At 70.1% G+C, this 13385-nt stretch carries 11 protein-coding genes and 2 pseudogenes; 2 read left to right on the forward strand and 11 right to left on the reverse strand.

Annotated features, from left to right (window positions below):
• Positions 1-5: 5 nt before the first annotated feature.
• The 3 genes from ACWDVB_RS06090 to ACWDVB_RS06100 all read right to left on the reverse strand — a co-directional run bounded on the left by ACWDVB_RS06090 (position 6) and on the right by ACWDVB_RS06100 (position 2280).
• The gene (locus tag ACWDVB_RS06090; RefSeq protein ID WP_451514268.1) at positions 6-920 is read right to left on the reverse strand and encodes a glutamate ABC transporter substrate-binding protein; all 915 of its coding nucleotides are present in this window, start codon (positions 918-920) and stop codon (positions 6-8) included.
• 31 nt (positions 921-951) lie between these two features.
• Positions 952-1695, reverse strand: a complete 744-nt coding sequence (locus tag ACWDVB_RS06095; protein ID WP_451514075.1) for an amino acid ABC transporter ATP-binding protein — start codon at positions 1693-1695, stop codon at positions 952-954.
• A gap of 138 nt (positions 1696-1833) precedes the next feature.
• The gene (locus tag ACWDVB_RS06100) at positions 1834-2280 is read right to left on the reverse strand and encodes a DUF6278 family protein (RefSeq protein ID WP_451514074.1); all 447 of its coding nucleotides are present in this window, start codon (positions 2278-2280) and stop codon (positions 1834-1836) included.
• A gap of 298 nt (positions 2281-2578) precedes the next feature.
• On the opposite strand from ACWDVB_RS06100, the pseudogene ACWDVB_RS06105 reads away from it, so the two are divergent.
• Positions 2579-2728 (forward strand): annotated as a pseudogene (locus ACWDVB_RS06105) (DNA-binding response regulator); the annotation flags it as partial.
• Positions 2729-2834: 106 nt separating this feature from the next.
• The gene (locus ACWDVB_RS06110) at positions 2835-4619 is read left to right on the forward strand and encodes an SGNH/GDSL hydrolase family protein (RefSeq protein WP_451514073.1); all 1785 of its coding nucleotides are present in this window, start codon (positions 2835-2837) and stop codon (positions 4617-4619) included.
• Between the two features lie 29 nt (positions 4620-4648).
• Here the strand turns inward: ACWDVB_RS06110 and ACWDVB_RS06115 are convergent, their stop codons facing one another.
• The 8 genes and pseudogenes from ACWDVB_RS06115 to ACWDVB_RS06150 form a co-directional block, all read right to left on the reverse strand.
• Positions 4649-5428 (reverse strand): exodeoxyribonuclease III, encoded by a 780-nt coding sequence (locus ACWDVB_RS06115; RefSeq protein ID WP_451514072.1) that lies wholly within the window; start codon positions 5426-5428, stop codon positions 4649-4651.
• A 30-nt stretch (positions 5429-5458) separates the two neighbouring features.
• Positions 5459-6091, reverse strand: a complete 633-nt coding sequence (locus ACWDVB_RS06120; protein WP_451514267.1) for an MBL fold metallo-hydrolase — start codon at positions 6089-6091, stop codon at positions 5459-5461.
• 91 nt (positions 6092-6182) lie between these two features.
• Positions 6183-7463 (reverse strand): bifunctional 3-oxoadipate enol-lactonase/4-carboxymuconolactone decarboxylase PcaDC, encoded by a 1281-nt coding sequence (gene pcaDC / locus ACWDVB_RS06125; RefSeq protein ID WP_451514071.1) that lies wholly within the window; start codon positions 7461-7463, stop codon positions 6183-6185.
• A 32-nt stretch (positions 7464-7495) separates the two neighbouring features.
• Positions 7496-8580: pseudogene (locus ACWDVB_RS06130) on the reverse strand (IS110 family transposase).
• Positions 8581-9317: 737 nt separating this feature from the next.
• The gene (locus tag ACWDVB_RS06135; RefSeq protein WP_451514070.1) at positions 9318-9557 is read right to left on the reverse strand and encodes a transposase; all 240 of its coding nucleotides are present in this window, start codon (positions 9555-9557) and stop codon (positions 9318-9320) included.
• Positions 9558-9632: 75 nt separating this feature from the next.
• Positions 9633-10745: a Leu/Phe/Val dehydrogenase gene (locus tag ACWDVB_RS06140; RefSeq protein ID WP_451514069.1), complete on the reverse strand. Its 1113-nt coding sequence runs from the start codon at positions 10743-10745 to the stop codon at positions 9633-9635.
• 90 nt (positions 10746-10835) lie between these two features.
• A complete protein-coding gene (locus ACWDVB_RS06145; protein WP_451514068.1) occupies positions 10836-11774 on the reverse strand; it encodes an aldo/keto reductase in 939 nt (312 codons plus the stop codon).
• A 109-nt stretch (positions 11775-11883) separates the two neighbouring features.
• Positions 11884-13341 (reverse strand): PHA/PHB synthase family protein, encoded by a 1458-nt coding sequence (locus ACWDVB_RS06150; protein ID WP_451514067.1) that lies wholly within the window; start codon positions 13339-13341, stop codon positions 11884-11886.
• Positions 13342-13385 lie beyond the last annotated feature (44 nt).

Below are 13385 nucleotides of genomic sequence, written 5' to 3' on the forward strand. Positions count from 1 at the left end.
CCTCCTCAGCTCGCCGGGTAGCGGTCGATGGCGGGCGGTTTCGGCGCGGGCACTCCGGAGAGGCCGAGCGTGGCGTCGTAGGCCTTCTTCCAGTCGCCGTTCTTCTCGCCGGCGGCGAGGGCGTCGTCGACGGCGAGGCGCAGCGCGTTGTCGCGCCGGGGCACCCCGATCCCGTACGGCTCCTCGGAGAACGGCTTGCCGACCACCTTGAGTTCGTCGGGCACCTTGGCGGCGTAGCCGATGAGGATCGCGTCGTCGGTGGTGACGGCGTCGACCTGGTAGGTCAGCAGGTTGTCGACGCAGACGGAGTACGTGTCGTACGCGACGAGGGTGGCCTTCGGGTAGTCCTGCTTGATGCGCTGGTAGGGGGTGGAGCCGGCGGCCGAGCAGACGCGCTTGCCGTCCAGGTCGCCGGGGCCCTTGATGTCCTTATCGTCGTGCCGCACGAGCAGGCCCTGGCCGGCCATGTAGTAGGGGCCGCCGAAGCCGACGAGCTTCTTGCGGTTGTCGTTGATGGTGTAGGTGCCTACGTAGTAGTCGATCTGCCCGTTCTGCAGGGCCGTCTCGCGGTTGGCCGAGGCGATGGTCCTGAACTCGATCTTCTTGGGGTCCAGGCCGAGGGAGGCCGAGATCATCTTGGCGATCTCGATGTCGAAGCCCGAGTAGGTGCCCGTCGCGGGGTCCTTCTCGCCGAGATAGGGCTGGTCCTCCTTGGCCCCCACGACGAAGCGGCCGCGGCTCCTGGCCTGCTTCCAGGTCCCCGACTCGGGCAGCTGGAAGCCGGTCGCCACCCGGTACTTGGGCAGCTCCTCGGCCGCGGGGCCCTTGGTCGGCGGGCTGCCGTCCTTTCCGCAGGCGGCGGAGGTGAGCGCGGACAGGATGAGCGCCGCCACGAGCCGGGTCGTACGCGTCGTACGCATGGTGTGTCGCTTCACGAGCACGTCGCCCCCGTCAGTGCTTGAGGATCTTGGAGAGGAAGTCCCTGGCGCGCTCGCTCTCCGGGTGGGTGAAGAAGTCCTCGGGGGCCCGGTCCTCGACGACGCGGCCGTCGGACATGAAGACGACGCGGTTGGCGGCGGAGCGGGCGAAGCCCATCTCGTGGGTGACGACGACCATGGTCATGCCCTCGCGGGCGAGCTGCTGCATGACCTCAAGGACCTCGTTGATCATCTCGGGGTCGAGGGCCGAGGTCGGTTCGTCGAAGAGCAGCGCCTTGGGGTCCATGGCCAGTGCGCGGGCGATGGCCACGCGCTGCTGCTGGCCGCCGGAGAGCTGCGCGGGGTACTTCTCGGCCTGCGAGGCCAGGCCCACGCGCTCCAGGAGCTCGCGGGAGCGGCGGTCCGCCTCGTCCTTCTTGCGGCCCCGCACCTTGGTCTGCGCCAGCGAGACGTTCTGGAGAACGGTCTTGTGCGCGAAGAGGTTGAAGGACTGGAAGACCATGCCGACTTCGGCGCGGAGCCTGGCGAGTGACTTTCCCTCGTCGGGCAGGGGCTGCCCGTCGAGTCTGATCTCCCCGGACTGAACGGTCTCCAGCCGATTGATCGTCCGGCACAGTGTCGACTTGCCCGACCCCGACGGGCCGATGACGACGACCACCTCTCCCTTGCCGACGGTGAGGTTGACGTCCTGGAGGACATGCAGCTCCCCGTAGTACTTGTTCACATCACGCAGCTCGATCAACGGATCGACGGCCATGGCAAGACCTGCCCACTCTCAGCTGTGTACGTCCGCGCAAACTATCCACGTGAAAACGGGACTTACTGGACGACACGCTCGTATGGGCATTAACCGTATTTGAGGCAACTCCGATTACGTTTCGGCGGTCTCTGCGTATTACGTTTCGGCGACCTCGGCGTAGATCTGTGACAGCTCGGGCGCCCCCTGCACCGCCCAGTCGAGCCCCGCCTCGACGACCGGGATGTCCCGTCCGGACTTCAGCCGCACGACGGGACTGCCGCCGGGCCACACGTGCCAGGTGGCGCCCGGCACGGTCCGCACCACGACCGTCCCCAGATAGAGGCCCGCGTCGTTGCCGAGCCACGGCAGCAGCTCCGGGTCGTCGCGCCAGCGGGGCAGGAGCTGGTCGAGGGCGGTCAAGGACGCCGGGGAGTCGTCCAGTTCGAGCCCGGCCACGGCCGCCTGGGAGCGGAGCAGCTCGCACTCGGACAGCAGCGCGGCCACTCCTTGCGGATCATCCTCGAAGACGGCCGCGAGCCCCTCGCCCGCCGGCTCCGCCGCGGAGTGCTGCCTGCGCCACTTGCCGAGGAACGGGATGTTCATGATGGCCTCTCCGTCGCACCCGGGAGCGAATGTCCACGTTCACCAGAATGTATCTGGTGCAAGTTGATCACGGAATCCGATGCATCGCTCCGCGCGCGGCGAGGTCCGGACCGACGCTCACAGCAGCCCCAGGTCACGGACGCGCGGGGCGGCCCGGGTGCGGTCACGCAGGGCGAGACGGCTGAGGAACCGGGAGACATGGTTCTTGCCGGTCCCCCGCGAGAGCGACACCGGTCGCGCGGAGGCGTTCGGGCGGGTGCCGGACGGGGCGAGGGAGCCGGCGCCGCACGGGCCCACCGCGCACACGGAGATCGCCGAGGAACTCTGTCTCAGCGTGGCCACCGCCAAGACGTATCCGGCCCGTCTCCTGGCCAAGCCGGGTGCCAGGGACCGGGTCCGGCTGGTGGTCCTCTCCTACGAGACAGGGCTGGTGTCGGCGGGCCGGTGAGCGCGTCCAGGTGAGTTCACGCCGTGTCCACGCGCGACTCATTGACGTGTCTCTGACGTCTCCTTAGCTTCGTGGCGCATCTGTCATCACGTGGGAGGGGACTGTCGTGCGCCGACGTATCCGGGGGGCGGCCGTCGCGCTCGCCCTCTGCACGGGCATCGTCCCCGTGGCCACCGCCGAGGCCGGGGCCGCGGACGCCGCTCCTGACAGACCCCGGCCGCTCCCCCTGGAGCGGCTCTTCGACAACAGGGCGGTCAGCGACGACGCCCGGCCCGGCGGCGCGGACTTCGACGGGGCGGGCGGGTCGCTCTCGGCGCGCGACCTGACGGCGGCGGGCTGGACTCCGGGGCGGTCCCTGGGGGTGGACGGCGCCCGGCTGACCTGGCCGCGCACGGAGCCCGGCGAGTCGGACAACGTGCGGGCCGACGGCCAGTCGGTGCGGGTGCGCGGCCGCGGGGACGCCCTGGCCTTCCTGGTCGCGGGCACGGGCGGCGAGGCGAGCGGCACGGGCACGGTGCGCTACCGGGACGGCTCGCGGGGCGGCTACCGGCTGACCGCGCCGGACTGGCGTTCGGGCCCGCTCGCCACGAAGTCCGTCGCCCTGCCGCACATCAACACGCCCGGCGGCCAGATCGTCGAGAAGGCGCGGTTGTACGTGGTGACCGTGCCGCTCGCCCGGGGGCGCGAGGTGGCTTCGGTGGAGCTGCCGCGGGATCCGGGCGCCCCTGACCTGCATGTGTTCGCCCTGTCGGTGCGGGCGCCCGCCAAGGGGTGGACCGGCAGCTGGTCGGCGTCCACCGCCGGGTACACGGCCGTCGGGCCCTGGAGCGACCGCACCGTACGGCTCGTCGTGCACACGAGCACGGGCGGGCCCCGGGTGCGCGTCCGGCTCGACAACACCTTCGCGGCGGCTCCGGTGCGGATCGGCGGCGCGACCGTGGCGGTGCAGAAGGCCGGGGCGCGGGCCAAGGGCGAGCCGCGGCGGCTGTCGTTCCGGGGCCGGACGGGCACCGAGATCCCGGCGGGCGCCCAGGCGTTCAGCGATCCGCTCGGCTTCGACGTGCCCGCCGACGCGAACCTGCTGGTGAGCTTCCATCTGCCCGGCCCCGTGGCGACGGCGCCCGTGCACAGCCAGGCCATCCAACGCTCGTATGTCAGCGCCCCCGGTGACCACGCGGCGGACGGCTCCCCGGCGGCGTACACCTCGACGATCACGACGTTGCCGCTGCTCACCGGCGTCGACGTGGGCGGCGGGCCCGGCTCCGTGGTGCTGCTCGGCGACTCGATCACCGACGGCGTGAAGTCGACGCGGGACGCCAACCGCCGCTGGCCCAACGTCCTGGCGACGCGCCTCCTCAACCAGTCCGACGTGCCGCGCTACGGCGTCCTCAACCAGGGCATCTCGGCCAACCGCGTGATCGCCGACCGCTACCCGGGCGACGGCGTCTCCACCGACACCGGCGGGGTGAGCGCCCTGCACCGCCTGGACCGCGACGTCCTCGCGCAGACGTCGGCGCGCACGGTCGTGGTCTTCGAGGGCGTCAACGACGTGCGCTGGGGCACATCGGCGGACCAGGTAATCGCGGGACTGCGGGAGATCGCGGACCGCGCCCGGTCCCGGGGGCTGCGTGTCGTGGCGGCGACGATCGCCCCCTGTGAGGGGGAGTCGCTCTGCACGGCGGCGGCGAACGGCCGACGGGAGGCGGTCAACGCGTACCTCCGCGAGGGCGGCGACTTCGACGCCGTGCTGGACTTCGACGCGGTGCTCCGTGACCCCGCGCACCCCGCGCGGATGCTGCCCGCCTATGACAGTGGGGATCACCTGCATCCCGGGGACGCGGGGCTCGCGGCGCTGGCCTCGTCGGTGGACCTGCGGAAGCTGGCGGCCTGAGCCAGGGGTCCAGGCCCTCTGGCCGGGGGTCAGACGTCCAGGTCCACGACGACCGGGGCGTGGTCGGAGGCGCCCTTGCCCTTGCGCTCCTCGCGGTCCACGTAGGAGTCGGTGACGGCCTTCGCGAACGGTTCGTTGCCGTACACCAGGTCGATGCGCATGCCCTTGTTCTTGGGGAAGCAGAGCTGGCGGTAGTCCCAGTAAGTGAACGGGTGGTCGTACTTGAGGGGGCGCGGCACGATGTCCGTCAGGCCCGCCCCCCGGAGGTCGGCGAGGGCGGCGCGCTCGGCGGGCGTGACGTGTGTGGAGTCCACGAAGAGCGACGGGTCCCAGACGTCGTCGTCGGTCGGCGCGACGTTGTAGTCACCCAGTACGGCGAAGGGCCGCGAGCCCGCCGCGTCCCCGGCAACGGCCGCCTTCAGGGCTTCGAACCACTGGAGCTTGTACGCGTAGTGGGCGTGCTCGACCTCACGGCCGTTGGGCACGTACACCGACCAGAGGCGGACCGGGCCGCAGGTCGCGGAGATCGCGCGGGGCTCCTCCACGCCGTCGTAGCCCGGATCGCCCGGCAGGCCCTTGACCACGTCTTCGAGGCCGACCTTGGAGATCAGCGCGACGCCGTTCCACCGGCCGGTCGCGTGGACCGCCGACTCGTAGCCCAGCTCGCGCAGCTCGGCGGCCGGGAAGCTCTCGGCCGTCGTCTTGGTCTCCTGGACGCACAGCACGTCCGGGCCGGTGCTCTCCAGCCAGGCGAGCAGCCTCGGCAGCCGAGCGGTGATCGAGTTCACATTCCAGGTCGCGATGCGCATGTCCCACAACCTACCGGGCGCCACTGACAGTCAGAGTTCGGCCGTCTCCCCCGGCGTCAGACGCAGGTGCTCGGCGCCGCCCAGGGCCCCGATCTGATGGTCGTAGATCGGCCGGGCGAGGTCGGTGAGGAGCGCGTCGTGGATGTCGTAGGCCCGCTGCGGCCCGACCTCTCGTACGTAGTCGATGACCTCGGAGATCTTGCTCCAGGGCGCCATGACGGGCAGCAACAGCGTCTCCACCGGCTGGTCGGGGACGGTCAGGGCGTCGCCGGGGTGGAAGACCGAGCCGTCGACCAGGTACCCCACGTTGGTGATGCGCGGGATGTCCGGGTGGATCACGGCGTGCAGCTCGCCGTGCGCCTGGACGTCGAACCCGGCGGCCGTGAACGTGTCGCCGTGCCCGACGGTGTGCACCCGGCCCGGAAAGGCGGCCGCGACCTGGTCCGCGACCGACTTCAGGGTCCAGATCTCGGCGTCGGGGCGGGCCTCCAGGGCGGCCCGCAGCCGGCCCTCGTGGAAGTGGTCGGGATGCTCGTGGGTGACGAGGATCGCGTCGGCGCCGACGGCGGCGTCGTCCTCGCTGAAGCCGCCGGGGTCGATGACGAGCGTGCGTCCGTCCTTTTCGAGGCGCACGCACGCGTGGGACTTCTTTGTGAACGTCATGCGCTTCGCGCGCGCGGGAGCGTTGTCCGCGGGGATCGTCATGCCAGTCATCCCCCCATCCTGCATCCGCCCGTCCCCATCCTGCATCCTGCTACTCCTGGGGCGTGGTTTCCTCACGGATCACGGCCTGGGCGACCTTGAAGGCGGAGTTCGCCGCGGGCACGCCGCAGTAGACGGCGGCCTGGAGCAGCACTTCCTTGATCTCGGCCGGGGTGAGGCCGTTGCGCAGGGCGGCGCGGGTGTGGAAGGCGAGCTCGTCGAGGTGGCCGCCGGCGACGAGGGCGGTGAGGGTGACGCAGCTGCGCGAGCGGCGGTCCAGGCCGGGGCGGTTCCAGACCTCGCCCCAGGCGTAGCGGGTGATGAGCTCCTGGAAGTCGCCGGAGAAGTCGTCGGCCGCGGCGAGGGCACGGTCCACATGGGCGTCGCCGAGCACCTCGCGGCGGACCTTGAGGCCCGCCTCGTACGGGTCGTGCCGGACGGTGCCGACCACGGCCTCGGGCTGCTCCGCCGGGCCGATCGCGGCCACGGGAGCGACGGGCGGCGGGGACAGGACGGGCTTGACGGGCGGGGGCGTGATCGCCGCCTGCGTGTCCTCCCAGGCCGTGGAGAAGTGGCGTACGAGGAGATCGGTGACCGCGGCGGGCTGCTCCACGGGCGCCAGGTGCGAGGCGCCCGGCACGACGGCGAGCCGCGCGTCGGGGATCCCGGCGACGAGGGTGCGGGCCTCGCCCTGCCCGGTGACCTGGTCCTCGGAGCCGACGAGGACCAGCGTGGGCACGCCGATCCTGCCCAGCTCGGCGCGGACGTCGAAGGCGGCGAGGGCCTCGCAGGCGGCGATGTAGCAGCCCGGGTCGGTGGTGCGCACCATCTGCACGGCCCAGTCGGTGATCGCGGGCTGGGCGGCGGCGAAGCCGGGCGTGAACCAGCGGTCGGGCGCGGAGCGGGCGATGGGGTCCAGGCCGTTGCTGCGCACGATGACCCCGCGCTGGCGGAACTCGTCGGCGGTGCCGAACCGCGGCGACGCGGCGATCAGCGCCAGCGAGGCGACCCGCTCCGGATGCCGCAGCGCCAGCTCGGCGCCGATGGCCCCGCCGAAGGCGCAGCCCGCGTACCCGAAGCGCCGCACGCCCAGTTCGTCGAGGGTCGCGAGCAGCCGCCCGGCGAGCTCCCCGACGGACCCGCAGGGGTGCGCGGGCGCGCCGCCGTGCCCCGGCATGTCGAAGCGGAAGACCCGCCAGTGCCGGACCAGCTCGGGTATCTGCCGGTCCCACATGTGCCATGTGGTACCCAGTGAGGCACCAAGGATCAGGACAGGGGCGTCTTCTGGCCCGTCAAAGCGGTATTGGAGGGTGTTCACTGGTGTCTCACTCACCCGCCAGACCCTCTCATCTGTCACGGCAGCCGCTATGAGCGGGGTCCTGGCCGTAGCTGTTTGACCAGGTGGAAGACCTCCCGGGCCGCGTAGCGTTTGAGACAACGGACGATTTCACGTCGGGTCTTACCCTCCTTGGTCCGGCGCTCGTAGTAGTCCTGGGTGCGCGGATCGACCCGCAGGCGGGTGAACACGATGCGATGGAGCGCAGCATTTGCCCGACGGTCGCCGCCACGGTTGAGGCGACGGACCTGCCGGCGTCCCGAGGAGCGCTCGACGGGGCTGACCCCGCAGAGCGCGGCGAAGGACGCCTCGCTGTCCAAGCGTTCCGGGTTGTCTCCCACCGTGATCAGCAACGTGACCGCCGTGTCCGGACCGATGCCCACCACATCAAGCAGTTGCGGGGCATGGCATTTCACGAGGCGGGCCAGGCGAGCGTCCACCTCCCGGATCTGCTCGGAGAGCTGGCCGATCCGGCTGGCGAGCAGACCCAGCGTGATCCGCGTGGCCTGCAGCACCGACTCCCTGCCGACGTTCTCGCGACTGCTCGCATCGGCGAACCGCTCACAGGTACGGAAGAGTTCGGCATTACCCAGGGGGCCAGTTCTTCCCGCAAGGCGGGGTCAGCAGTGACGAGGACGGCCTTGAGTTGGTTGATGGCCTGGGTGCGGGCTTTGACGGCCGATGCCTTCGTGAGCTTGTACATTCTCGCGATCTGCACGGGCCCGTCGCCCGCTTTCGCCCGAGCACAGGCCCGCCCGCTCAATACGGCTCGCGCCGCGTTCTGGGCATCGAGCGGATCCGACTTGCCGCGCCGACGACGATCAGCCCGGTCCATCCAGTTCACGTCAAACACGTCCACGCCCTGGGCCAACAGATAGCGGGTCAAGGACGCCCCGTAGGAGCCAGTCCCCTCCACCCCAGCCCGCCTCACGACTCCCGACTTCCTGACCCACTTCAGCAGATCCCGGTAACCAACCGCGCTGGCCGGGAACTCGCCGGTGGCCAACACCGCCCCAGCCAAGGAGAGCACCGAAGCCACATGCGCATCACGATGCGTATCCACTCCCAGCACCACCTCCCCCGCCGGACGGCCGACAGCGGGACTTCGAAGCAGGCAACCTACTGGACACGGTCGAAGTCGCCATACCCGTTCCTTCCCAGTCCAATGACGCGTCGCGTTGCCGGTACCGGGCCGCGTCAGGCGGTCAGAATCGTGAGGACGCCACAACAATCGGCAGGCCCCTATCGGGACACGCCCCGCCAGCCCGGCACCAACAACGCACCATCCCCAGCCAACGGCCGACACTATGTGACCGGGACACCTTGGTCAGAAAAGTCATGAGTCAGACCCCAGACTTGGGACAGCACCCACCAATCCTCCCGCCCCTCATAACACCCCCACCCTGGAACACTGAACATGCTCGCCCTCAGCCCTTGGCACATCCTGGATCTGACTCCGGCCGATCGTCATACGGCACAGAAGCCAACATCCTTGTTCAGGTGACTTCACGACCGGGGCAGCGCACCAACGTGCCGACGATCGGGGCCGATCCGCAGTGGACGGCCGAGCAGCGGCGCCGCCCGCTAGCGCTCCAACCCGCCGACCGCGCCCCTACGAGCGAGGTCCTGACCGGAGTTCGCGGAGCCACATGCGGTCCTGTCGGCGCACGGTGACCCCGACCTGAACACCACCCATATGAGGCCGATAGCGGCCCCGACGGCCACGGACAGTGTGTTCTCCACGGTCAGCTCCGCCAACGTACAGCGATGTCAGGCTACAGAGGCCGGCGGAGGCGTCGTACCCGATGAGCGCGCTCACACGCCAAGGGTGCGATGATCCGAACGAAACGGCTAGCGCCTCGTAGCCTGCCGGTCGCCGCCACGGTTGAGGCGACGGTACTGCCGCGCTCCCGAGGAGCGCTCGATGGGGCTGACTCCGCACAGTGCGGCAAACGATGCATCGCTGCCCGGATGCTCCGGGGTGTTCCCCATTGTGATCAGCAGAGCCACGGCCGTGTCCGGGCCAATGCCTACCAATGCGAGCAGCCGCGGGGCATGGCGTTCCGCGAGCCGGGTCAAACGGTGTTCCACGTCCTTGATCTGCTCAGTGAGCTGCTCGATCCGGCGAGTCAGCGGGATGCAGTGACCGGTCGATGCAGGTGGTGTTTAGCCGGCTTGGGCCGGTGTCCTTTCCGTGCGGGTCCGGGGCGGTGCGGCGATGCGTTGTTCCGCGATGCGGTCGGCGGCGGTGCCGGGCAGGATTCCGTCGGCTGCGGCGCGTTCGAGGACGGCCAGGGTCGTCTCGAAGATGCGCTCGGCCTTGATTTCGAGCTGGCGGGGTGTGACTCCCTGGGGTCCGCTGGTCGCCTGGATGACGCCTCCGACGTTCACGACGTAGTCGGGGACGTAGAGGATGCCCCGGTCTGCGAGCTGTTGTTCCACGTGCGGGTGTGTGAGCTGGTTGTTGGCCGCGCCGCAGACCATGTCGGCGGTGAGTTCGGCGGCGACGATCTCATCGAGGGCGCCGCCGAGGGCGCAGGGGGCGTAGATGTCCAGGCCTTTGGTCCGGGTCATGGTGTGGGTGTCGTCGACGACGGTGAGTTCGGGAAGCTCTTTTGTCAGGCGGTGTACTGCTTCCTTGTGGATGTCGGTGACCAGGACGCGGGCGCCTGCGGCGACGAGGTGCTTCGCGAGGAGGTGGCCGACCTTGCCCACCCCGCTGACTCCCACCGTACGGCCCTGAAGGGACGGGGCTCCCCAGCGGTGGAGGGCCGCCGCGCGCATGCCCTGGAACACGCCACGGGCGGTGAGGATCGAGGTGTCGCCCGCGCCGCCGTTCTCGTGGGTACAGCTCAGGGTCCACCGACAGGTGCGGGCGATGACGTCCATGTCCGCCGGACAGGTGCCCACGTCGCAGCCGGTCCTGTACCGGCCGCCCAGGGAGGCGACGAACCGCCCGTAGGCGAGCAGAAGTTCCTCGGATTTGGCGCTGGACGGGTCGCCGATGATGACGGCTTTGCCGCCGCCGTAGGGAAGACCGGCGATGGCGTTCTTGTAGGACATGCCGCGGGAGAGGTTCAGGGCGTCCGATACGGCTTCCTCGTCACAGGCGTACGTCTGGAACCGGGTGCCTCCGACGGCCGGGCCCAGGGCGGTGGAGTGGATGGCGATGACGGCCTTGAGGCCGGTGTGGGAGTCCTGGCAGAGGATTACCTGTTCGTGTTCGACGGCGCCTTGGCCGACGACGGCGAGCGACGCTTTGAGGCTGAAGGTGGTCATGCTGCTTCTCCTGTTCGGGGGCTGGGTGGCAACTGCACCAGCTGAGTGGTGTGCCGCAGGGTGCGAAGTGCCTGGGGCTCGGTGAGTGGGTCAGGCCGAGGCGTCCGTCAGCGTGGCCAGTTCGGCGGGAGTCAGGGTGAGTTCGCTGGAGTGCATGAGCGCGGAGAGCTGCCCGACCGTGCTGGCGCTGGCCAGCGGGGCGGCGACGGTGGGCTGGGCGGCCAGCCAGGCGAGGGCGACGGCCGCCGGTTCGCTACGGTGGGTGATAGCGACAGCATCAAGGGCGTCGAGGACGCGCAGACCCCGGGGAGTGGCGAGATACCGCATGGCTTGACGGCTGCGCGCGCTCCGGACGTCCTTGCCGGGCCGGTACTTGCCGGTCAGGAAGCCTTTGGCCAGGGCGAAGTAGGGCACGGCGGCCAGCCCGTGTTCGGCTGCCGTACGCGCCGGGGCGCCCTCGTACCGGTCGCGGACGATCAGGTTGTAGTGGGGCTGGACGGCGGTGTAGCGCACGGTGCTTTCCCGCTCGGAGAACGCCAGGGCCTCTTTCAGGCGGGCCGGGGAGATATTGGAGGCGCCGAGTTCCCGGACCTTGCCGGCGGCCACCAGCGTGTCCAAGGTGCTCATGAACTCTTCGACGGGCACGCTCTCGTCATCGACATGGGTGTAGTACAGGTCGATGTAGCCCGTGCCCAGCCGTTCGAGGGAGGCGTCCACGGCTTTGGTGATGTTGTCGGCTGACAGGCCGCCGAGCTGCGGGTGGGCGCCCACCTTGGTGGCGACGATGACGTCTGAGCGGTTCTTGCGGGCCGACATCCATCTGCCGATGATGGCCTCCGATTCGCCGCCGGTGTGGCCCTCCACCCACGCGGAGTAGGCATCGGCGGTGTCCAGAAAGTTGCCTCCGGCCTCCGCGTACGCGTCGAGGATGGCGAAGGAGGTGGCTTCGTCGGCGGTCCAGCCGAAGACGTTGCCGCCCAGGGCGAGGGGCGAGACGTTCAGGGTTCCGATCTTCTTCGTGGCGTCCAACGGCACAGGGTCTCCCGTCTCAGGTTTCTCGGTGGGTGTCTCGGTCCGTCTCGGTCAGGGTGTTGTCCTGAAATGTGGCGCGCGCCCATGGGGCCCGGGGCGGCGGACATCAGCGAGGCCGGACGTAGTGCCCGGGCGCCGGAGCGCCGGCCGGGTAGCGCGCGCTGTCCGGCGTACGGCTGGGGACGCGCGGGCCCGAGCGCGAAGCGAGCCAGCGTGTCCACGCGGCCCACCAGGACTCGCTTTTCGGTGCCGCGTCCGCCAGCCAGTCGTGCGGGTTGTCGGGCAGGCGGCCCTGGCGGGTGCGGTAGGTGGCGCGAGGCCGGGGCGGGCTGATGATGCTGCCCACGTGTCCGGAGGGCACCAGGTGGAAGGCGGTCTCGCCGCCCAGCAACCGGGCGCTGCGGTAGGCCGACTCCCAGGGGATGATGTGGTCGCGTTCCGCGGCGACCACGAAGGCATCCTGAGTGACACGGGAGAGGTCGATGGCCCGTTCCGCGAGCCGCAGTCGGCCGCGGGCCAGCGAGTTGTCGGCCGCGATGTGCAGGGTCTGCCGGAACAGGACGCTGGGCACGTCGATGCCGTCTTCGCTCCATGCCCAGATGTCGAAGGGCTGGGGCCGCTCTCCCAGGAGCCAGCCGGAGACGAGCGGCTGCCAGATCGTGTCGGCAGCGCGCAGCAGGTCGAAGAGGAAGCTGATTCTGCCGCCGTCGACCAGTCCCTTGCGTCGGGAGAGGATGCGGGTCACCGCGGAGATTTCTGCATCCGATATCTCTCCGTCGTTGGCGAAGGATGTGTAGTCGAGGGCGGACATCAGCAAGGTCAGCGAGGCCACTGGGGTGTTCCCGGCGGAGAGCCAGCCGGCGGTGGCTGCCGTGAGCATGCCGCCTGCGCAGACTCCTGTCAGATGGACCTGGGGGGATGCGGTGATCTGTCGTACGACGTCCAGTGCGCGCAGTGGTATGCGCCGGAAGTAGTCGTCCAGACCGAGACCGGCCTGCGCGGGACCGGGATTGCGCAGACTGACGGTGAAGACCGTGAACCCTTCGCGTACCGCCCATTCGGTGAGGCTGCGGCCGGGGGACAGATCGTAGATGTAGTACTTGTTGACCCACGCCGGGACGAGCAGCAACGGCACTTGGTGGACGTCCGGGGTCTGCGGTTCGTACTGGATCACCTCCATCAGCTCGTTGCGATGGACAACGCGGCCGGGAGTTGCGGCCAGGTCCTTGCCGAGTTGGAAGGAGCCGGGCGGCATCTTGGCGGGGCGGCCCCGGCGGCGTACGAGGTCGTCCAGGAGGTGGTTCGTGCCCCGCACCAGGCTGGTGCCGCGGGTGGTGACGGCGTGGCGCAGTGCCGCGGGATTCCCGGGGAGGACATTGGTCGGTGCCACCGCTTCAGTGAACAATCGGGCCAGGAATCGCAGTTGCTTACGTCGCCGCGTCGGCAAGTACGGTGCTTCCGCCGCCGCGAGGACGAGGTCGCGCCACGTCAGGTACGACCGCAGGAGCGCCCGGTAGTGCGGCGTGGAGCTCCAGGCCGGGTCCGTGAAGCGACGGTCGTCCACGACTGGCTTCAGCTGGGCTGCCGGGCGCGGTACGGGCCGTCCCT

Source organism: Streptomyces sp. NPDC003379, from assembly GCF_053589195.1.

Bases quoted from the DNA above. Each gene is read 5' to 3' on its own strand.
- ACWDVB_RS06095 (WP_451514075.1), bottom strand. From the start codon at position 1,695: ATGGCCGTCGATCCGTTGATCGAGCTGCGTGATGTGAACAAGTACTAC.
- ACWDVB_RS06140 (WP_451514069.1), bottom strand. From the start codon at position 10,745: ATGACCACCTTCAGCCTCAAAGCGTCGCTCGCCGTCGTCGGCCAAGGC.
- ACWDVB_RS06090 (WP_451514268.1), bottom strand. From the start codon at position 920: ATGCGTACGACGCGTACGACCCGGCTCGTGGCGGCGCTCATCCTGTCC.
- ACWDVB_RS06115 (WP_451514072.1), bottom strand. From the start codon at position 5,428: ATGCGCATCGCGACCTGGAATGTGAACTCGATCACCGCTCGGCTGCCG.
- ACWDVB_RS06120 (WP_451514267.1), bottom strand. From the start codon at position 6,091: ATGACGTTCACAAAGAAGTCCCACGCGTGCGTGCGCCTCGAAAAGGAC.
- ACWDVB_RS06100 (WP_451514074.1), bottom strand. From the start codon at position 2,280: ATGAACATCCCGTTCCTCGGCAAGTGGCGCAGGCAGCACTCCGCGGCG.